The 19,596-nt window shown below is 64.5% G+C and carries 16 protein-coding genes; 5 read left to right on the top strand and 11 right to left on the bottom strand.

The features are described from left to right. Window positions 1-108 precede the first annotated feature (108 nt). Window positions 109-1,962 carry a methyl-accepting chemotaxis protein gene (locus G5134_RS06825; RefSeq protein WP_026139115.1) on the top strand — a complete coding sequence of 618 codons (1,854 nt, stop codon included), beginning with the start codon at window positions 109-111 and terminating at the stop codon, window positions 1,960-1,962. 57 nt (window positions 1,963-2,019) lie between these two features. Here the strand turns inward: G5134_RS06825 and mgtE are convergent, their stop codons facing one another. From mgtE to G5134_RS06795, 6 genes are all read right to left on the bottom strand, one after another. Further along, on the bottom strand, window positions 2,020-3,444 hold the full coding sequence (gene mgtE / locus G5134_RS06820) for a magnesium transporter (protein WP_065018488.1): 1,425 nt from the start codon (window positions 3,442-3,444) through the stop codon (window positions 2,020-2,022). A 132-nt stretch (window positions 3,445-3,576) separates the two neighbouring features. Continuing rightward, window positions 3,577-4,983, bottom strand: coding sequence for a siroheme synthase CysG (gene cysG / locus G5134_RS06815; RefSeq protein ID WP_065018489.1), 1,407 nt, complete (start codon window positions 4,981-4,983; stop codon window positions 3,577-3,579). A gap of 12 nt (window positions 4,984-4,995) precedes the next feature. After that, the gene (nirC, locus tag G5134_RS06810; protein WP_065018490.1) at window positions 4,996-5,808 is read right to left on the bottom strand and encodes a nitrite transporter NirC; all 813 of its coding nucleotides are present in this window, start codon (window positions 5,806-5,808) and stop codon (window positions 4,996-4,998) included. Window positions 5,809-5,859: 51 nt separating this feature from the next. Beyond that, window positions 5,860-6,177 carry a nitrite reductase small subunit NirD gene (nirD, locus tag G5134_RS06805; protein WP_065018491.1) on the bottom strand — a complete coding sequence of 106 codons (318 nt, stop codon included), beginning with the start codon at window positions 6,175-6,177 and terminating at the stop codon, window positions 5,860-5,862. Further along, on the bottom strand, window positions 6,177-8,723 hold the full coding sequence (nirB, locus tag G5134_RS06800; protein WP_421231928.1) for a nitrite reductase large subunit NirB: 2,547 nt from the start codon (window positions 8,721-8,723) through the stop codon (window positions 6,177-6,179). Before nirB ends, nirD begins: the two co-directional genes overlap by 1 nt. A gap of 303 nt (window positions 8,724-9,026) precedes the next feature. After that, a complete protein-coding gene (locus tag G5134_RS06795) occupies window positions 9,027-9,938 on the bottom strand; it encodes a LysR family transcriptional regulator (protein WP_195879423.1) in 912 nt (303 codons plus the stop codon). A gap of 168 nt (window positions 9,939-10,106) precedes the next feature. On the opposite strand from G5134_RS06795, the gene G5134_RS06790 reads away from it, so the two are divergent. Next, window positions 10,107-11,531 carry an MFS transporter gene (locus G5134_RS06790; RefSeq protein ID WP_195879422.1) on the top strand — a complete coding sequence of 475 codons (1,425 nt, stop codon included), beginning with the start codon at window positions 10,107-10,109 and terminating at the stop codon, window positions 11,529-11,531. 88 nt (window positions 11,532-11,619) lie between these two features. Here the strand turns inward: G5134_RS06790 and hslU are convergent, their stop codons facing one another. The 4 genes from hslU to argS form a co-directional block, all read right to left on the bottom strand. After that, window positions 11,620-12,948 carry an HslU--HslV peptidase ATPase subunit gene (hslU, locus tag G5134_RS06785; RefSeq protein WP_005306542.1) on the bottom strand — a complete coding sequence of 443 codons (1,329 nt, stop codon included), beginning with the start codon at window positions 12,946-12,948 and terminating at the stop codon, window positions 11,620-11,622. Window positions 12,949-13,014: 66 nt separating this feature from the next. Next, complete coding sequence (gene hslV, locus G5134_RS06780) at window positions 13,015-13,548, bottom strand: ATP-dependent protease subunit HslV (RefSeq protein ID WP_017779534.1); 534 nt, start codon at window positions 13,546-13,548, stop codon at window positions 13,015-13,017. Window positions 13,549-13,735: 187 nt separating this feature from the next. After that, entirely contained in the window at window positions 13,736-14,584 is an 849-nt protein-coding gene (locus tag G5134_RS06775; RefSeq protein ID WP_195879420.1) for an SPOR domain-containing protein, read from the bottom strand. 3 nt (window positions 14,585-14,587) lie between these two features. Continuing rightward, on the bottom strand, window positions 14,588-16,333 hold the full coding sequence (gene argS, locus G5134_RS06770; protein ID WP_017764841.1) for an arginine--tRNA ligase: 1,746 nt from the start codon (window positions 16,331-16,333) through the stop codon (window positions 14,588-14,590). A gap of 313 nt (window positions 16,334-16,646) precedes the next feature. Between argS and G5134_RS06765 the strand changes: the two genes are divergently transcribed. From G5134_RS06765 to G5134_RS06755, 3 genes are all read left to right on the top strand, one after another. After that, window positions 16,647-17,213, top strand: coding sequence for an LON peptidase substrate-binding domain-containing protein (locus tag G5134_RS06765; protein ID WP_411587465.1), 567 nt, complete (start codon window positions 16,647-16,649; stop codon window positions 17,211-17,213). Window positions 17,214-17,346: 133 nt separating this feature from the next. Continuing rightward, the gene (locus G5134_RS06760) at window positions 17,347-17,916 is read left to right on the top strand and encodes a sigma-70 family RNA polymerase sigma factor (protein WP_010635791.1); all 570 of its coding nucleotides are present in this window, start codon (window positions 17,347-17,349) and stop codon (window positions 17,914-17,916) included. Further along, on the top strand, window positions 17,909-18,574 hold the full coding sequence (locus tag G5134_RS06755) for a ChrR family anti-sigma-E factor (protein ID WP_065018496.1): 666 nt from the start codon (window positions 17,909-17,911) through the stop codon (window positions 18,572-18,574). The genes G5134_RS06760 and G5134_RS06755 overlap by 8 nt, the downstream gene beginning before the upstream one ends. Window positions 18,575-18,634: 60 nt before the next feature. Here G5134_RS06755 and bacA read toward each other — a convergent pair whose 3' ends face one another. Continuing rightward, window positions 18,635-19,450, bottom strand: coding sequence for an undecaprenyl-diphosphate phosphatase (gene bacA / locus G5134_RS06750; protein WP_065018497.1), 816 nt, complete (start codon window positions 19,448-19,450; stop codon window positions 18,635-18,637). Window positions 19,451-19,596 lie beyond the last annotated feature (146 nt).

The raw sequence follows: 19,596 nt of genomic DNA, 5'->3' as shown, positions 1-19,596 counted from the left end.
ATAAGGAGTGGGACTGGCATTTCAATGAATATTCCTTGAACAACAACAGGGATAACGTTTTCTGCATAAGCTCAATGCATGCCACCCCATGTTTGTGAGAGGTTCATCGTGCTCATCCGTCATAAATTGATCCTGAATACCGCGCTGGTCGCCGTGGCCATGCTGGTATTGAGCAGCCTGTTTTTTTACTCCAACCAGGTGAGTCGCCATCTGACCGAGGCCCAGCGCAATGTGGACAGCCTCGAGATCGCCATGCTCAACCTGCGACGAGCGGAGAAGGACTTCCTGATCCGCAAGGATCCGACCTTTGTTGCCCGCTTCAATGAAGTGCTGGCTGACTTTCACCGGCTCAACCAGACCCTGAGCCAGGAGGACAACCTGAGTGCCGTGCAGGGCGAGCTGACCATGCTGGATCAGCAGATGGAGGCCTATGGCAAGGCCTTCAACGAGCTAGTGGTCCAGCAGCAGAAGATCGGGCTGGGGCCGGAGGATGGGCTCTACGGTCGCCTGCGGACGGCGGTGCACGAGGTGGAGGAGGGGCTCAAGCAGCTGGATGAGCAGGGACTGCTCATCACCATGCTGCAGCTGCGGCGGGCGGAGAAAGACTTCATGCTGCGCTCCGACATCCAGTATCTGGAGCGCTTCCAGACCCTGCACAAGGATTTCCAGCAGCGGCTCGCAACCTTGCCGGAGGCTGAACGCGGCAAGCTGGAGCAGGCCAGCGAGCAGTACAAGCAGGACTTCATCGCCCTGGTGCAGGGGATGCAAGTGCTGGGGCTGAATGAGGGGGAAGGGCTGCGCAGCCAGATGCGGGATCTGGTGCACCAGACCGAGCAAGGGTTCGCCGCTGTCGACAAGCACATCGCCGACGAGCTGGTACGGCAGACCTCGCGCCTCAACACTCTGATGCTGGTCTGTGGCGGCGTCATCATAGTGCTGATGGGGATCATGAGCATGCTGCTGGGCCGCAGCATCGATCGCCCCATCTCGCGGGTGAACGACACCGTCAACCGCATCCGGCAGGACAATGACCTGCGCCTCAAGATCGAGCTGCAGGGGGCGGACGAGATGGCGCAGCTGGCGAGCAACCTGGACGTCATGCTGGGAGGTTTTCGCCACCTCATCGGCGACGTGAAGCAGAGCGTGCACACCCTGACCGAGGCGGCGGATCACCTCTCAGGCAACGTCCGCCGCACCAGCGAGGGGGCGGCCCGCCAGCTGCAGGAGACCGACATGGTGGCGACAGCCTCCACCGAGATGGGCTCCACCATAGAGGAGATTGCCCGCAACACCGAGCAGGCCGCCAACAATGCCCAGACCACCAACAACAAGGCGATGGAGGGACGCAGTGCGGTGGAGAACACCGTCAGCCAGATCCGCTCCCTGGCCGACAATCTGGAGAACTCCTCCCGCGAAGTGGCCCAGCTGCAGCAGGAGAGCGAAACCATCGGCTCTGTGCTGGACGTGATCCGCGGCATCGCCGAGCAGACCAACCTGCTGGCTCTCAACGCGGCCATCGAGGCGGCGCGGGCGGGGGATCAGGGGCGCGGCTTTGCGGTGGTGGCGGACGAGGTGCGCAGCCTCGCCATCCGCACCCAGAAGTCGACCCAGGAGATCGCCGGCATCATCAGCTCGCTGCAGAAGCAGACCGGCAACATAGTGGGCATGATGGCGACCTGCCGCGAGCAGGGCAACAGCAGCTCGGAGCAGGCCAGCATGGCGGGCGAACTGCTGGAGCAGATCACCCAGGACGTCACCCACATCATGGACATGAGCACCCAGATTGCCGCCGCCATCGAGCAGCAGAGCCTGGTGGCCAACGAGGTGAACCGCAACGTCAACAACATCCGCGACATCGCCCAGGAGTCGAGCCTGATGGCGGAGGAGAACGCCAAGTCGAGCCACGGCCTGACCGAGCAGGCCAAACTGCTCAACCAGGCGGTGGCCAAATACCGGGTGTAGCGGCCGCGCCGAATGAAAAAGGGAGCCATAAAGGCTCCCTTTTTATTGCCAAGCGGATTAAAGCAGGAACAGGGTGGCCAGCCCAAGGAAGATGAAGAAGCCGCCGGTGTCGGTGATGGCGGTGATCATCACGCTGGCCCCCACCGCCGGGTCGCGGCCCAGCCGGCTCATGGTCATGGGGATGATGACCCCCATCAGCGCCGCCACCAGCAGGTTGAGCATCATGGCGAGCGTCATCACCGCGCCCAGCGCCGCATCCTGATAGAGGATGTAGGTGGCCACCCCCATGGTGCCGCCCCACACCAGGCCGTTGATCAGGGCCACCCCCAGCTCACGCCACAGCAGGAAGGAGACGTTGCCGGTCTGGATATGCTGCAGCGCCAGCGCCCGCACTATCATGGTGATGGTCTGGTTGCCGGTGTTGCCGCCGATGCCGGCGACGATGGGCATCAGCGCCGCCAGCGCCACCAGCTGGGAGATGGTGTGCTCGAACAGACCGATCACCCGCGATGCCACGAAGGCGGTGCAGAGGTTGATGGCGAGCCAGGCCCAGCGGGTCTTGACCGCCTTGGAGACGGGCGCGAACACGTCCTCCTCTTCACTGATCCCCCCCATCCGGCGCAGATCGGTGTCACTCTCCTCATAGACCAGATCCACCACCTCGGCGACGGTGAGCCGGCCCATCAGTTTGCCCCTGGCATCCACCACGGCGGCGGAGACCAGGTCGTCCCGCTCGAAGGTACGGGCGGCCGCCTCATCGTTGTCTTCCGGATCGAAGGTGACCGGATCCTTCTCCATCACGTCGCTCACCCGGGTCTCGGGTCTGTGCAGCAGCACTGTGGTGAGCGGCAGCTCCCCCTGCAGCCGGTTGCGCCGGTCGATGACGAACAGCTTGTCGGTGTTGGCGGGGATCTTGCCGCGCAGGCGCAGGTAGCGCTGCACCGTGGCCAGGCTCACTTCGGCCCGCACCGTGATGAGCTCGAAGTCCATCATGGCGCCGACCGTGTGCTTGCCGTAGCGGATCACCTCCCGCACCCGGTCGCGCTGGGCCGGGGCCATGGAGGTGAGCAGCCGCCCCATCAGGTTGCGGGGCAGGTACTGGCCCAGATAGATCTGATCGTCGATGTCGAGGGTGCTCAGGGCATGCAGCAGCTCCTTGTCGCTCATGCCGCTGATGAGGCTGTCCCATACCGTCTCCGAGGCCTCCACCAGGATCTGGCCGTGCTTGTCCGCATCCACCTGTTGCCACAGTACGTGGCGCTCGTCCGGCGGCAGGGACTCCAGCGCATCGGCGATATCGGCGGCGGGCAGGCTGTTGACCAGTCGGGTGAGCTCGCTGGTCTGGTTCCGCAGTTCGGCGTCCTGCTCCCCTTGCGGGTCGAGCAGGCTGTCGGTGAGGGCGTCGTCGGCGAGCAGCAGGGTGAGGATGCGTGCTCTGTCCTGTTCACGCTGCTTGGCGTTGTTCTTGGCGGGGAGAGACATGAAACTGAATTCCTGAATTCGGTGGTCCGGCTGACACATCCCATAGGATACCAGACTCAAAACAAGAGGTTATGACAGTAAATGCAGGAAAAGAAACGCCACCCCAGGGTGGCGTTTGCATATGAGGTGATATCAGGCCGAAGCCAGCGCCGTCTCTATGGTTGCCCCTTGCCCGAACCAGGCGAGGGAGTCAGCCAGGGTTACCACCGAGCCCACCATTATAAGCGCCGGGCTCTCCACCCCCACCGCCAGCTCGGGCAACTGATCGAGGGTGCCGCGAATGACCCGCTGGCTCGGCTGGGTGCCGCGCTCGATCAGCGCCACCGGGGTGTCGCCCCCCTTGCCGTGGGCCAGCAACTGCTCGCGGATGGTGGCGCAGGATGAGAGCCCCATGTAGAACACCAGCGTCTGTTTGTCCTTGGCCAGCAGCGGCCAGTCGAGATCCCGGGCGCCCCCCTTGCCATGGGCGGTGACGAAACGCACGCTCTGGGCATGGTCGCGGTGAGTCAGTGGAATGCCGGCGTAGGCGGCGCAGCCGCTGGCCGCGGTGATGCCGGGTACTACCTGAAAGCCGATGCCTGTGCCGACCAGCGTCTCCAGCTCCTCGCCGCCACGGCCGAAGATAAAGGGATCGCCCCCCTTCAGCCGTACCACCCGCTGGCCCTTCTGCGCCTCCTCCAGCAAGAGCTGGTTGATCCCCTCCTGGGGCACGCAGTGGTTGCCCGCCTGCTTGCCGACGAAGATGCGTTTGGCGTCGCGGCGCACCAGCGCCATCACCTCGTCGGAGACCAGCCGGTCATAGACCACTACGTCAGCCTGCTGCATCTGGCGCAGGGCGTGCAGGGTGAGCAGGCCCGGATCGCCGGGGCCGGCTCCCACCAGCACCACTTCGCCACCGGTCTGGCTCTCGTCGGCAAACAGGTTGTCGGCCAGTTGGTGGGCAGAGGCGTGATCGCCCCGCGCCAGCGCCTGACCGAGCCGGTCTGCCCCGAGCAGCCGCTCCCAGAAGCGACGTCGCTCCCCCATGGTGGCGAACCGCGCCTTGACCCGATCCCGCAGGCTGCCGGCGAAGGTCGCCACGGCCCCCAGATGTTGCGGCAGCAGGGCTTCCAGTTTTTCCCGTAGCAGCCGGGCCAGCACCGGGGCCTTGCCGCCGGAGGAGATGGCCACCATCAGCGGCGAGCGATCGATGATCGACGGCATGATGAAGCTGGAGCGCTTCGGGTCATCCACCACGTTGGCAAAGATCCGCGCCTGATTCGCGCTCTGGTAGACCAGGGCGTTCACCTCGCGCCGATCGGTGGCGGCCACCACCAGCCACTTGCCCGCCAGTTGCTGCGGCGCGAATTCACCGGCCAGCCACTCGATGCTGCCGCTGGCAGCCAGCTCTGTCAGCTCGGGGTCGAGCTCGGGCGCAACTACTGTGAGCTGGGCACCGGCATCCAGCAGCAGGCGCGCCTTGCGCTGTGCTACCTCGCCGCCGCCGACCAGCAGCACGGGTTTGTTGTCGAGTCGGCAAAAGATGGGCAAGTAGTCCATGGGGCCTCCTGATCAGGCGGTTTGGGTCTGGCTGGCAGTGGTGGTGGTCTCGCTTACCGCGACCGGGCGCTCAGCCTTGGGGGTGGCATACCAGTAGCCGAGGCCCATAAAGAGGGCGCCGGAGACGGTGTTGCCCAGGGTCACCCACAGCAGGTTGTGGCCGATGCCGCTCAGGGTGTAGGCCTCGGAGTGGGCACCGAACCAGGAGAGGGCGAACAGGGTCATGTTGGCGACCGAGTGCTCGTAGCCGGAGGCGATGAAGGCCAGCAGACACCACCAGATGGCGATGAACTTGGCGGCACCCTCGGTGCGCAGCGCCATCCAGATGGCGAGGCAGACCAGCCAGTTGCAGAGGATCCCTTTCATGAACAGGGTCAGCGCCGGTGCCTGGGTCTTGGCCAGCGCGACCTTGTGGGCCAGGCTGCCTGCGTCCGGCAGCAGGCTGCCGCCGTAGGAGTAGATCAGCGCCACTGCGATGGATCCGAGCAGGTTGCCAGCCCAGGTCTGCGGCAGGATGCGCAGCAGATCCCCCATGGAAATCTTGCCGGTCTTCACCCCGAAGGTGAGGAACATGGTGTGGCCGGTGTAGAGCTCGGAGCCGGCGATGATGACCAGGGTCAGGGCGATGCCGAAGGTGGCCCCCATCACCAGCGGACGGATGCTCGGATCCACCAGGTTGCCCAGGGTGAAGATGAGGATGATGCCCAGGCCCACATAGGCCCCCGCCATGGCGGAGCTGAGCCAGAAGCCGAGCTTGTCGCTGCGCTCGAAACGGTTGATGCGGGCCGCGTTGACGGCGCACTTGTTGATGGTTTCGGTATACATCTTTGTTTCCTTCAAGAGGGCCGCCCGCGGGCAGCCCTGATATGCATGGTGTTAGACGGCAACCCAGACCTGCTGGTCGCGCACTTCAACGGGATAGCTCTGCACCGACATCGCAGGGTTGTCGAAACAGTGGCCGTCCCTCAGGCGAAAGCGCTGCTTCTTGAGCGGGCTGGCCACCCAGAGATCACCGTCGTGTTCGCAGATCAGGCCCCGCGACAGTACGTTGGCGGCGAAGAAGGGATCCCGGTTGTCGATGGCGAACACCTCGGCCGCCGCGCTCGGGCGGAACAGGGCGATCTGGCGCCCTTCAATGAGTGCGCACACACCGGTTCCCGGCATGATGTCGTTGAGTTGGCAGGCAAGTTTCATCATTTGGTTTCCACCTCGATCTGGTAGACGGGGATGCGCTCGGCCGGAGTGGCGGGTCTGTGCTGCGCGCGCTCGGCGACGAACTGGACGTCCGGGTCGCGCTTGTCGCTGTTGATGAAGTGGCTGAAGCGCTGCAACGCCTGCTCTTCGTTGAGGGTGCGCGACCATTCGCACTCGTAGCTGTCGATGAGGGTCTGGATATCGCGCTCCAGCGTCTCGGCCAGTCCCAGCTTGTCGTCGACGATCACTTCGCGCAGGTAGTCGACGCCCCCTTCCAGGTTGCCGAGCCAGACCGAGGTGCGCTGCAGTTTGTCGGCGCTGGTGACGTAAAACATCATAAAGCGGTCGATCAGCTTGATCAGGGTCTCGCGGTCGAGGTCAGACGCCAGCAGGTCGGCGTGGCGCGGTTTCATGCCGCCGTTGCCGCCGACATAGAGGTTCCAGCCCGCGTCGGTGGCGATGATGCCGACATCCTTGCCCTGTGCTTCCGCACATTCGCGGGTACAGCCGGAGACACCGAACTTCATCTTGTGGGGGGTGCGAATGCCCTTGTAGCGGTTCTCGAGGAAGACCCCGAGGCCGACGCTGTCCTGCACGCCGAAGCGGCACCAGGTGCTGCCAACGCAGGTCTTGGCCATGCGCAGCGCCTTGGCGTAGGCCTGACCGGTCTCGAAGCCCGCCGCCAGCAGCTTGCGCCAGATGGCGGGCAGATCATCCTTCTGGGCCCCGAACAGGCCGATGCGCTGGGCGCCGGTGATCTTGGTGTAGAGCTTGTAGTCGCGAGCCACTTCGGCCACCGCCAGCAGCCCTTCCGGGGTCACCTCGCCACCGGCCATGCGCGGGATGACGGAGTAGGTACCGTCCTTTTGCATGTTGCCGAGGAAGATGTCGTTGGTGTCCTGCAGTTGGGTGTTGAGCGGGCTCAGCACGTAGTCGTTCCAGCAGGAGGCGAGGATGGAGCCGACCGTCGGTTTGCACACCTCGCAGCCATGGCCCTGGCCATGTTTGGCCAGCAGCTCATCGAAGCTCTTGATCCCCTCCACCTTGACCAGGTGGAACAGCTCCTGACGGGAGTGGGGGAAGTGGGCGCAGAGGTGGTTGTTGACCTCGATGCCCTGTTTCACCAGTTCGGCGTTGAGCACCTGGCTGATGAGGGGCACGCAGCCGCCGCAGCCGGTACCGGCCTTGGTGTGCTGCTTGATGGCGGCGAGGGTGGTGTGACCCTCGGCGACGGCCTTGGCGATGTCGCCCTTGGAGACGTCGAAGCAGGAGCAGATCTGGGCGCTCTCTGGCAGGGCATCCACCCCCAGGGTCGGTTTGGCGCCGGCGTAGGCGGGCAGGATCAGGGTATCCGGGTGGCTCGGCAGCGGCAGGGCATTGAGCATCATCTGCAGCAGGTTGCCGTAATCCTCCACGTCACCCACCAGCACGGCACCGAGCAATCGGCTGTTGTCTTCGCTCACCACGATCTTCTTGTAGACGCCGGCCTGATCGTCCTGAAACACATAGCTGTGGCTGCCCGGGGTGCGCCCGTGGGCATCGCCGATGGAGCCGACGGAGACGCCGAGCAGCTTGAGCTTGGCGCTCATGTCAGCCCCTTCGAAGCGGCTATCGCCGCCCAGCAGATGGTCGACGGTGATCTGGGCCATCTTGTAGCCCGGTGCCACCAGGCCGAAGAAGCGGCCCTGCCAGGCGGCGCACTCGCCGATGGCGTAGATGTCGGGGTCGGAGGTGAGGCAGTGATCGTCGATGACGATGCCGCCGCGCTCGGCGATGGCCAGATCGCCGTAGCGGCCCAAAGTATCCTGTGGGCGGATGCCGGTGGAGAAGACCACCACGTCCACTTCCAGCTGGCTGCCGTCGGCGAAGGCGAGGCGGTGTTTCGCCTGTTCGCCGCCATGCATCAGGATCTCGCTGGTGCTCTTGCTGGTGTGCACCTGCACGCCCATGGATTCGATCTTGCGGCGCAGCAGCTGGCCGCCCTGGCCGTCGAGCTGCTCGGCCATCAGTACCGGGGCAAACTCCACCACATGGGTCTCGAGACCCAGTGCCTTGAGGGCGCCGGCGGCTTCCAGGCCAAGCAGGCCGCCCCCGATCACCACCCCGCTCTTGCCGCTCTTGGCCGCGCTGCGGATGGCTTTGAGATCCTCGATGGTGCGATAGACGAAGCATTCGTGGTGCTGACTGCCCTGAATGGGCGGCACCCAGGGGTAGGAGCCGGTGGCCAGCACCAGCTTGTCGTATTCGACCACGGTGCCCTTGTTGGAGTGCACTTCGCGGTTGGCCCTGTCGATTTTTTTCACCGCTTCGCCGAGCAGCAACCGGATGCCGTGCTTGTCGTAGAAACCGGGTTTGACGAGAGAGAGATCTTCGCTGGTGTGGTGGGAGAAGTAGGAGGAGAGATGGACGCGATCGTAGGCGGGGCGGGGTTCTGCACCGAAGACGGTGATCTCGTAGCGGCCCGGGTCGGCCCGCTCGATCAGCTCTTCGATGAAGCGGTGCCCCACCATGCCGTTGCCCACAACGACCAGTCTGACTTTGCTCATGATTGCCTCTAGTTTGGAGTAATAAAACATCATTCTGAGGCTAGGCTACCCAGTCAGCAGGGGCGGGCGATTGATGCAAATCAAGTGTCTATTTATATATCCCCTCAGGGGTAATTCCTGATAATTCAAAGCTATACATAAATAGGTATACCAGTGGTGCAATTGGTTATGGCGTGGGGATCGGAGCCACCGCTGCAGGGGCTGTCTGGCTGACTCTGCAAAGAAATGCCCGTACCGTCAAAAAGCGTGAAAAATTCCTTCATGGGATGACGGCAGCCATGGGTTGCCAGCAGAACCGGGGGGTCAGGGAAGGGGGCGGTAAGGCTCCTGGGCGCAGATATCGCGGATGAGGGTGCGCAGCCAGCGGTGGGCCGGGTCGGCATCCAGCCTGGGGTGCCAGAGCAGGGCGACCCGGATCGCTGGCAGCGCGAAGGGCAGGGGACGAACAACCAGATCCCCCAGCAGGGCGGCGCAGTGACGCTCAGGCACAGTGGCCACCAGATCGCTGCCGCGCACCAGCGCTAGCGCGGTGGCAAAGCCGGGCACCAGAGTGGCGACGGTGCGCGAGAGCCCCTGCTTGGCCAGCGCCTCATCGACCGGGCTGTGGGGTTGGCCACGGCGGGACACCAGCACGTGGCGCGCCCCGGCGTAGCGGCTGGCGGTCAGCGGGCTATCGCAGAGCGGATGACCGGGGGGCATTACGGCGACGAAGTGGTCCTGAAACAGGGCCTGGGTACGCAGCTCGGGCGCCGTGGTGGCGCTGATGACCCCGGTCTCGAAATCCAGCTCGCCGCTGCGCAAGGGGCCGCTCTCCTTGTCCGGCTTGGCCAGAAAGTGGAGCCGCACTCCGGGGGCCTCGGTGGCGAGTCGGTTCAGCAGGGCGGCGCCGAACAGTTCCACCAGCCCCTCGCTGGCGCGCAGGGTGAAGGTGCGCTCCAGCCGCGCCGGGTCGACCTCCTGCCGGGGGCTCAGCATGCTCTCTGCTTCCTGCACCAGCCGACCGACCTGCTCGCGCAGCAACTGGGCTCGAGGGGTCGGCACCAGGCCGCGGCCGGCCCGCACCAGCAGCGGGTCGCCGGTGGTCTCCCGCAATCTTGCCAGGGCCCGGCTCATGGCAGAGGGGCTCAAGCCCAGTCGTCTGGCGGCGCCCGCCACGCTACCTTCGTCCAGCAGGGCATCCAGGGTGATCAGCAGATTGAGGTCGGGAGTGCTCATGTGCATGCCTTCATCGGAGTGGGAGCAGAGGGGCCAGCTTCATCATACCCGAGAACGGGCACCCTCATATGGCGTCCGCTGCATTGATAAGCTGCAACTGGTGCGTCTTCCGCCTGCTCACCGGCCCCACTAGCCTTGTCGTCATCACCCCTATGTGGAGCCCGGCTCATGTCAACATCAACCCATTTCCCGCCCCTGGCGGCGCCTCGTCTCGGTCTGCTGGCGCTTGGCCTCGCCACCCTGTTGCCCATGCTGGCGGCCAGCATGGGCGGCATCTTGCTGCCGGCATTGGGGGCAGCCTTTCATCTGCCCTTCGCCGCCTTGCAATGGGTGTTGGTGGCTTACCTGCTGGGGCTCACCTGCCTGACGCTGGTGGCGGGCCGGCTGGGTGACAGGTTCGGTCGGCGTCGGTTGCTGCTCTGTGGCATGGGGGGCTTTGCGCTGGCCTCCCTGCTCTGCGCGCTGGCGCCGACCATCGGCTGGCTGATCGCCGCCCGGGCGCTGCAGGGGGCAAGTGCGGCCTGCATGCTGACGCTGTCGCTGGCCATGGTAGGGCAGCTGGTGTCACCGGCCAGACGGGGCTGGAGCATGGGATTGCTCGGCACCCTGTCTGCCTGCGGTACGGCGCTGGGACCCTCGCTTGGCGGCCTGCTGCTGGAGGTGGCGGGCTGGCAGGCTGCCTTCCTGGCGCTGCTATCCCTAGGCCTGCTGGCGCTGCTCTGTGCCCGTGCCGGCTTGCCCGATGACGGGGCGAGCGGGCAGGGGACACGACTCAACCTGGCCAGCCTGGGGTGGCTGCTGGTGACGCTGCTGGGCTACGGGCTGGCGCTCACTACGACAGGCGTCCCGGCCCTCTGGCTTGGGGGCGGGGCGCTGCTGGCCGCCGCCTGGCTGGTGCGCAGCGAACTGGGCTCCCCCGCTCCTCTGTTGCCGTTGGCGTTGCTGCGAACCCGGCGGCTGCGCGGCGCTCTGGCGGCCAGTGCGCTGGTGGCCGGGGTGATGGTGGCGACCCTGTTGATCGGCCCCTTCTATCTGCAGGGGGTATTCGGGCTCGGCCCGCTGACCAGCGGGCTGCTTATCTCGGGTGGACCCCTGCTGGCGGCATTGAGCGGGATGCCAGCCGGCTGGCTGGTGGACAGGACCGGCGCCATCACAGTGGTGCGACTGGGCTTGCTGGTGATGAGCGCTGCGGTGGTGCTGCTGGCCACCCTGGGCAGCGGCGGGGGCCCGGTGGGATACCTGCTGCCCGTGTTGCTGCTGACTGCTGGCTACGCCCTGTTCCAGACCGCCAACAACAGCCAGGTGATCGGTGCCGCTGACGAACAGACCCGTGGCGCCGTGGCCGGGTTGCTGACCCTGTCGCGCAATCTGGGCCAGCTGACGGGGGCGGCGGGGCTGGGGGCCCTGTTTGCCGCCCTGGCGGGAGGCGGCAATCCGACCGTCGCCAGTGCGAGCGAGCTGGCATTCGCCATGCGGGCCACCTTCGCCCTGACGGCTCTGCTGCTGATGAGCGCACTCTGGCTGGCGGGGAGAGGTGAAGGCTATGTGCCGGGCAATGCGACCCGGGAAGACTGCGAGCTGAGAGAGCGCTGAAAACGAAGACGCCTCCACAGGGGAGGCGTCTTGCTACGGGGTTGAGCAGGATATTAAACCGCTCAGATCCTCGTCTCCGATCAAGCTGTTACAGGATAAAGCGGCTCAGGTCCTCGTCTTCAATCAGCTTGCCGAGGTGGGCGTTGACGTAGTCGGTGTTGATGACAAAGGTCTCGCCGGACTTCTCGGAGGCGTCGTAGGAGATGTCTTCCATCAGTCGCTCCATCACGGTGTGCAGACGACGGGCGCCGATGTTCTCGGTGCGCTCGTTGACCTGCCAGGCCGCTTCGGCCAGACGGCGGATACCGTCCTGGGTGAACTCGATGTTGACCCCTTCGGTGGCCATCAGCGCCTTGTACTGATCGGTCAGGGAGGCGTTCGGCTCGGTCAGGATCCGCTCGAAGTCTTCGGTGGTCAGCGCGGTCAGCTCGACCCGGATCGGCAGACGACCCTGCAGCTCGGGGATGAGGTCGGACGGCTTGGCGATCTGGAAGGCGCCGGAGGCGACGAACAGGATGTGATCGGTCTTGACCATGCCGTGCTTGGTGTTGACGGTGCAGCCCTCGACCAGCGGCAGCAGGTCGCGCTGAACCCCTTCACGGGAAACGTCCGGGCCCGAGCTCTCGCCGCGCTTGCAGATCTTGTCGATCTCGTCGAGGAAGACGATGCCGTTGTTCTCGACCGAGGCGATGGCCTTCTGCTTCAGCTCTTCCGGGTTGACCAGGCGGGCCGCTTCCTCTTCGATCAGCGCCTTCATGGCCTCTTTGACCTTGATCTTGCGCTTCTTCTTCTGGTTCTGGCCCAGGTTCTGGAACAGCCCCTGCAGCTGGTTGGCCATCTCTTCCATGCCCGGCGGGGTCATGATCTCGACGCCCATCGGGGAGGCGGAGAGCTCCAGCTCGATCTCCTTGTCATCCAGCTGACCTTCCCGCAGTTTCTTGCGGAAGATCTGGCGGGTGTTGGAGTTGTCGGCTTTCTCTTCCTCGCCCCAGCTGTTGCGCGGGTTGGGCAGCAGGGCGTCGAGGATGCGCTCTTCGGCGGCCTCTTCGGCGCGGTATTTCATCTTCTCCATCTCGGTCTCGCGCACCAGCTTGATGGCGACATCGGTCAGGTCGCGGATGATGCTGTCCACTTCCTTGCCCACATAGCCCACTTCGGTGAACTTGGTCGCTTCGACCTTGATGAAGGGGGCGTTGGCCAGCTTGGCCAGACGACGGGCGATCTCGGTCTTGCCGACACCGGTCGGACCGATCATCAGGATGTTCTTCGGGGTCACCTCGTGGCGCATCTCCTCGGAGAGCTGCATCCGGCGCCAGCGGTTGCGCAGGGCCACGGCCACCGCACGCTTGGCATCGGCTTGACCAATGATGTGTCTGTCCAGCTCGTGGACGATTTCTCTCGGGGTCATCTCGGACATGATGGTGTTCCTGTATCCGGGGCGGGCAGGGCTCACCCCTTGGAAAATGGGGTTTGGCTGGCGGCCTTATTTGGCGGTGTAGTCCAGCACTTCGATGGTGTGGTTGCCGTTGGTGAACACACAGATGTCGCCCGCAATCTTGAGGGACTTCTCGACGATGCTCTTGGCATCCAGTTCGGTGTTCTCCAGCAGGGCGATGGCGGCGGACTGGGCGAAGTTGCCGCCGCTGCCGATGGCGATGAGATCGTGCTCCGGCTGCACCACGTCACCGTTGCCGGTGATGATGAAGGATTTGTGCTCGTCGGCGACGGCCAGCAGGGCCTCGAGGCGGCGCAGGGCGCGATCGGTGCGCCAGTCCTTGGCCAGCGCCACGGCGGCGCGCTCCAGGTTGCCCTGATGGGCCTGCAGTTTGGCTTCGAAGCGCTCGAGCAGGGTGAAGGCGTCGGCGGTGCCGCCGGCGAAACCAGCCAGTACCTTGCCGTTGTAGAGGCGATGAACCTTGCGGGCGTTGCCCTTCATGACGGTGTTGCCAAGGGAAACCTGGCCATCGCCACCGATGACGACCTGACCGTTGCGGCGAACTGAAACTATGGTAGTCACTTTACTTACCTCGCTTGAGCCGAATGACGGCCTGACTGTGCATGGCAAGAAAGATGGGGATGCCAAACCGGCTTTTCAAGCCTGCGGTGTGGCGAGACCAACGGGGCAGAAGAGGAGCGGTGGCAACTGGCACCAAAAGAAACAGGGCCGGGTGTTGCCACCCGGCCCTGTGGTATGAATGCTGCGATCACCCCTTCTTGGGGATGCAGCCGCTGATGCCTGAGCCCTGCAGCTTGCGGTTGGCCGCGTCGGCCGCCGCCTTGCCGCTGAAGGGGCCCACCATCACCTTGTAGACGGCGCCACCGGCCCCGTTGACCACCTGCAGGCTGGAGGAGAGCCCGGCGGTGAAGGCGATACGCGCCTTGAGGGATTCCGCGGAATCCTGCGAACGCAGGGCGGCGCACTGCATCATGTAGCGCCCGGTGTCGGCGGCCGCAGTCTGCGCAGACTGGGTCGCCGCCTGGGCCCTGGCGGCCTCGGCCCGTTCCCGCTCCAGTTCGGCGCGCAGCTCCCGTTCCATCCGATCCCGTTCTGCCTTGCGGTCGATCACCTGCTCCTGGGCACTGGCTACCGGCGCGCCGGTCGCCGGCTTGGCCGGTTGTACCGGTTGCGGCTTGTAGGGCTGCACCTGGCCGATGGGGGTTCCGGGCTGGGGAATATTGGTCGGCACCGGCTGCGGCAGCTTCTCCGGCTGCAGGGTCATGGTTTCCGCCGGCGGTGGCGGCAGCACGCCCGGCTGGGGGGGCGGCTCGACGATGTCGACCTGCTTGTTCTCCAGCCGTTCGATGTAGCTCCATTTCTCCTGCGGCAGGCCGTTGCTCTGGGCCTTGGGCTTGTTGGCTTTCACCTGCTCTTCAATGGTGGGGGCGTCGTTGCCCTTGCCACTGATCATGTAGAGGAAGCCGCCGAACCCCGCCAGCAACACCCCGGCCAGCAGGGCCGGGATAACAGGAAAGCGGCGAGGTGCCGCTTTCTTGGTGTTGCGACCACCCGCCCGACGTCGCGGGCGGCTGCCGACATAATCCCGGGTCGCCATCTATTACATGCGCTCCAGGGTGTGGATGCCCAGTACGCCCAGGCCCAGCTTGAGGACCTTGGCGGTGGCGGCGCACAGCAGCAGACGGCTCTGACGGGTCGCCTCGTCCACGCCATCCTTGTTGATCGGGCAGGCTTCGTAGAAGGTCATGAAGTTGCCGGACAGCTCGTACAGATAGGTACAGAGCAGGTGCGGCATGCCCTTGTCCGCCACGCCGTTGACCGCGTCGGAGAACTGGATCAGCTTCTGGGCCAGGGTCTCTTCCGCTTCTTCGTTCAGGACCACCTTGCCGCCCAGGGTGTCGGCATCGACGCCGGCCTTGCGGAAGATGGACTGGATACGGGTGTAGGCGTACTGCAGGTAGGGCGCGGTGTTGCCTTCAAAGGAGAGCATCAGATCCCAGTCGAAGATGTAGTCGGTAGTGCGGTTCTTGGAGAGATCCGCATACTTGACCGCACCCATGGCGATGGCGTGCACCACCTGGGCCTTCTCCTCGGCGGAGAGGTCGCTGTTGCGGCTCTCCAGCAGGGCGGCGGCGCGCTCTTCCGCCTCATTCAACAGATCGACCAGCTTGACGGTGCCGCCGGAGCGGGTCTTGTAGGGACGGCCATCCTTGCCCAGCATCATGCCGAAGGCGTGGTGCTCGAGGGGCACGGATTCCGGCACATAGCCCGCCTTGCGGGTGATGGTCCAGGCCTGCATCAGGTGCTGGTGCTGACGGGAGTCGATAAAGTACATCACCCGGTCGGCGCCCAGGGTCTCGTAACGATACTTGGCACAGGCGATGTCGGTGGTGGTATAGAGGAAGCCGCCATCGCTCTTCTGGATGATGACGCCCATGGGCTCGCCATCCTTGTTCTTGAACTCGTCCAGGAAGACGACGGTGGCGCCTTCACTCTCGACCGCCAGGCCGCGCGCTTTCAGATCGGCGACGATTTCCGGCAGCATGTCGTTGTACATGGACTCGCCCATGATGTCCTTGTTGGTCAGGGAGACATTCAGGCGGTCGTAGTTGCGCTGGTTCTGCTCCATGGTCATGTCGACCAGCTTCTTCCACATTGTGCGGCAGTACTCATCACCACCCTGCAGCTTGACCACGTAGTTGCGCGCGCGCTCGGCGAACGCTTCGTCTTCGTCGTAGTGACGCTTGGCCTGGGTGTAGAAGGCTTCCAGATCGCGCAGCTCCATGTCGGAGGCGTGCTCGTTGGCCATCTTCTCCAGATAGGCGATCAGCATGCCGAACTGGGTACCCCAGTCGCCGATGTGGTTGGCACGCACCACCTTGTGGCCCAGGAACTCGAGGGCACGGGCAGCCACGTCACCGAGGACGGTGGAGCGGATGTGATGCACCGCCATCTCTTTGGCCACGTTGGGGGCGGAGTAGTCCACCACCACTGTCTGCGGGGTTGGCAGCTTCACGTTGGCGTTGGCGGAGGTCACCATGGCCTCTACCTGACCGGCCAGCCAGCTCGGGTCGAAGAAGAAGTTGATGAAGCCGGGGCCGGCGATCTCGACCTTGGCGATCAGGTCGGAGGCGGGCAGGTGCTCGATGATGGCAGCGGCCAGCTCACGGGGATTCTTGCGGGCCGGTTTGGCCAGCAGCATGGCCAGGTTGGTGGCCAGGTCACCGTGAGCCTTCTCCTTGCATCGGTCTACTTGCACGCGGGCTTCCAGGTCCGCCGGCAGGATGCCCGCTGACTTGAGATTGGCTACCGTTTGTTCAAGTAGATGATGAATATGCTCTTTCATAACTGACCACCAAGGTTGCGCGTCGAAAAATGACTGATATATAAGGGCGTGAATTTTACCCGCATCGGCCCGAGAAAACTATAGGGATGACCCGCCGCTCGCGGTCGGGCGGATATTTCACTGCATTTGGCACCAGATCCCAGAATATTGGACGGAAATTACGGTGCTTATCCATTTCTACTGCATATTGAAGCGGCTTGTCCAGGCTATTTTCCCCTGATTGTTAAGGGGTTTTTTATTCCAACTCGTTCTGAATGATCTGCCCCGCCGCCCCGGTCGTATCAACAGGTACCTTTTACCGAGGAATCTGTCGATGAAACTGGCGCTGTTTCCCCTCTCGGCCCACCTGCTGCCCGGTGGCATCATGCCGCTGCGCATCTTCGAGCCCAGATATCAGCGCATGATCGCCGAGGCGGGAGAGCAGGGGTTTGCTATCTGCATGCTGGATCCCCGCCAGCCCGATGCGCTGCGCAACATGTACCCCATCGCCACCCGGGTACGGATCGTCGACTTCGATCAACTGCCGGACGGTCTGCTCGGCATCACGGTGCTCGGCATGGAACGGGTCAGGATCACCGATCTGTGGCAGGAGTCGGACGGCTTGCGGGTCGGGGATGTGCAGGTGCTCCCCCCCTGGCGCACCGGCCGGCTCAATGCCGACCAGCACTCGCTGGCCAGGGCGTTGCAGGAGGTGTTCAACGACTATCCGGAGTACGCGGCCCTCTACCGCAACCCGGACTGGGACGATGCCAGCTGGGTGGCCCAGCGCTGGCTGGAAGTGCTGCCCATCCCCGTTGAGCAGAAACAGTGGCTGGTGGCGGCGGAAGACAACCAGCCGGCGCTCTCCCTGCTGAGCGGATTGCTGGTCGCCAGCCACTGAGCCGTTTTTGATGGCTGCGCCGATGATCCTTTTGCCGCGCCGTACGTATTGGCACTCACCACCCTCTTCAAGGCATGGCGCAATGGCATATACTGGCCAATCACAATCGACCCCGTACAGGATATCGCCCCCCATGGATGACCCAGCCGGCGATCTCAAGTCCCTGCTCGTCAGGGTTGCCGAACATGGCGACAAGGCTGCCTTCGCCACCCTGTTCCAGCACTTCGCGCCGCGTATCCGCAGCTACGGGCTGCGCCACCTCGGCAGCGAGGCCAACGCCATGGAGCTGGTGCAGGAGACCATGCTGCTGGTCTGGCAGAAGGCCCGTCTCTACCACCCCGACAAGGGCGCCGCCACCACCTGGATCTACACCGTCATGCGCAACCAGGGCTTCGACATGCTGCGCCGGCGCCGCGCCAGCAAGGAAGAGCTCTGCGCCGAGGAGCTGTGGCCCATGCTGGAGTACAGGGCGGAAGAGGAGCACCTGAGCGGCGGCGAAGACGCGGTGCTGACCCGCCAGATGGCCCATTACCTCGGCACCCTGCCGGAACCACAGCAGCAGGTGGTGCGCGGCATCTACCTGCAGGAGCTCTCCCAGCAGGAGCTGGCAGACCGGCTCGGCGTGCCGCTCGGCACCATCAAATCCCGCCTCAGACTGGCGTTACAGAAATTGAAGGAACAAGTGGAGCAAGGCCATGATTAAAGCCCATCCCGTTCAGGCCATGTTGCGCGCCTTTGCCGCCGACGAACTGCCCCTGCCGCTGGCCGTCGGCGTCTCCGCCCACTGCGAGCTCTGCCCCGACTGTGCGGCCCGGCTGCGGGCCTGCGAAGAGGAGCTGGCCCGGCAATACCTGACCCCGGCCGAAGAGTGCGAGCCACTGCCGGCAGAGTTCGATGCCATGCTGGCCGGCATACTGCAACAGCCGATGGCCACTGCGGCCGCGTTGAGTCAGTCGGCGGTGGCCCGGCTCGAGCTGCAGGTGGCGGGCCAGTCGTATCGGTTGCCGCGGGTACTGGCCCGTCACCACGCCCCCAGCTGGCGCCACATCGGCGCCATCCGGCAGGTGAGCCTGCCGCTCGATGAGCAGGGGTCCCGTGCCAGCCTGCTGCACATAGAGGCGGGCGGCCGCATCCCTGAGCACACTCACAAGGGTTATGAGTTGACCCTGCTATTGGCCGGCACCATCGAAGATGGCGACACCCGCTATCAGGCGGGTGACTTCATCTGGCGCGATGCCAGCCACGCTCACAGTCCGCACACGCCGGACGGCTGCCTCTGCTACACGGTGCAGGATGCGCCGGTGCAGTTCACCAAGGGGTTGTCGCGGCTGCTCAACGGCATCAGCCATCGCCTCTACTGAGCCATGGCGGCAATAAAAAAGGGACCCTAGGGTCCCTTTTTGCATGGTGTCGCGGCCTGATCAGGCGACGAACACCAGATAGACGGCGAAGGCCACCACGAAGCGGTAGATGGCGAACGGGATGAAGTCGAGGCGACGGATCAGCGCCAGGAAGGTCTTGATGGCGATCATGGCCACCACGAAGGCGGTGATGAAGCCCACCGCGAACATGGGGAAGTCGGCCATGGAGAGCAGATCCCGGCTCTTGTAGAGATCCAGTCCGCTGGCCGCCACCATCATGGGCACCGCCAGGATGAAGGAGAACTCGGCCGCCGCCTGACGGCTGATCCCCATCAGCATGCCGCCGCTGATGGTGGCACCGGAGCGGGAGAAACCGGGCCAGAGCGCCAGGCACTGGAACAGACCGATGCCGAGCGCCTGCTTGTAGCTGATGTCGTCCAGGGTTTCGGAGCGCACTGCGGGGCGGAACTTCTCGGCGATGATCAGCAGGATGCCGCCGGCGACCAGGGCGTACATCACGGTCTGCGGGCCGAACAGATGAGCCTTGATCCAGCTGTGGATGGCGAGGCCGATGACGACGGCGGGCAGCATGCCGAGGATGATGTGCACCAGCGAGAGGGTGGCGTGTCCCTGCGCCGGCTTCTGGCCGAAGTGGATGCCGATGAGGCCAAACAGGCGGCGCCAGAACACGGCGACCACCGCCAGGATGGAGCCCATCTGGATCACTACTTCGAAGGTGGCAGCCTTGGGGCCGTCGAAGCCAAGCAGGTGGCCGACGATGATCATGTGGCCGGTGGAGGAGACGGGGAGGAACTCGGTCAGGCCCTCCACTATGCCCAGCACGAAGGCGACAAACAGGGCGTAAGACTCTGTCATGTTTCAGATCTCTTGATTATTGGTCCGGTTGAAGTCGGCCCCGAGCCGAGCCGGGGGCGACCAATGATGGAGGAAAATAGGGCAGGCAACCAGTGAATATTGTGTTGGCGCCAGGCCCCGCCGGCGGGATCGACGGCGAGGTCATT

It is taken from the genome of Aeromonas sp. 600276 (assembly GCF_049175815.1).
GTDB lineage: Bacteria > Pseudomonadota > Gammaproteobacteria > Enterobacterales > Aeromonadaceae > Aeromonas > Aeromonas dhakensis.
Note: the sequence above shows the minus strand (reverse complement) of the source record. Positions and strands in the feature narration are given on the sequence as shown.

Coding starts and splice junctions, on each gene's coding strand:
- G5134_RS06775 (WP_195879420.1), bottom strand. CDS start 14,584: ATGGCGACCCGGGATTATGTCGGCAGCCGCCCGCGACGTCGGGCGGGT.
- nirD (WP_065018491.1), bottom strand. CDS start 6,177: ATGAAACTTGCCTGCCAACTCAACGACATCATGCCGGGAACCGGTGTG.
- hslU (WP_005306542.1), bottom strand. CDS start 12,948: ATGTCCGAGATGACCCCGAGAGAAATCGTCCACGAGCTGGACAGACAC.
- G5134_RS06790 (WP_195879422.1), top strand. CDS start 10,107: ATGTCAACATCAACCCATTTCCCGCCCCTGGCGGCGCCTCGTCTCGGT.
- nirB (WP_421231928.1), bottom strand. CDS start 8,723: ATGAGCAAAGTCAGACTGGTCGTTGTGGGCAACGGCATGGTGGGGCAC.
- G5134_RS06755 (WP_065018496.1), top strand. CDS start 17,909: ATGATTAAAGCCCATCCCGTTCAGGCCATGTTGCGCGCCTTTGCCGCC.
- G5134_RS06765 (WP_411587465.1), top strand. CDS start 16,647: ATGAAACTGGCGCTGTTTCCCCTCTCGGCCCACCTGCTGCCCGGTGGC.
- cysG (WP_065018489.1), bottom strand. CDS start 4,983: ATGGACTACTTGCCCATCTTTTGCCGACTCGACAACAAACCCGTGCTG.
- G5134_RS06760 (WP_010635791.1), top strand. CDS start 17,347: ATGGATGACCCAGCCGGCGATCTCAAGTCCCTGCTCGTCAGGGTTGCC.
- nirC (WP_065018490.1), bottom strand. CDS start 5,808: ATGTATACCGAAACCATCAACAAGTGCGCCGTCAACGCGGCCCGCATC.
- argS (WP_017764841.1), bottom strand. CDS start 16,333: ATGAAAGAGCATATTCATCATCTACTTGAACAAACGGTAGCCAATCTC.
- mgtE (WP_065018488.1), bottom strand. CDS start 3,444: ATGTCTCTCCCCGCCAAGAACAACGCCAAGCAGCGTGAACAGGACAGA.
- bacA (WP_065018497.1), bottom strand. CDS start 19,450: ATGACAGAGTCTTACGCCCTGTTTGTCGCCTTCGTGCTGGGCATAGTG.
- G5134_RS06795 (WP_195879423.1), bottom strand. CDS start 9,938: ATGAGCACTCCCGACCTCAATCTGCTGATCACCCTGGATGCCCTGCTG.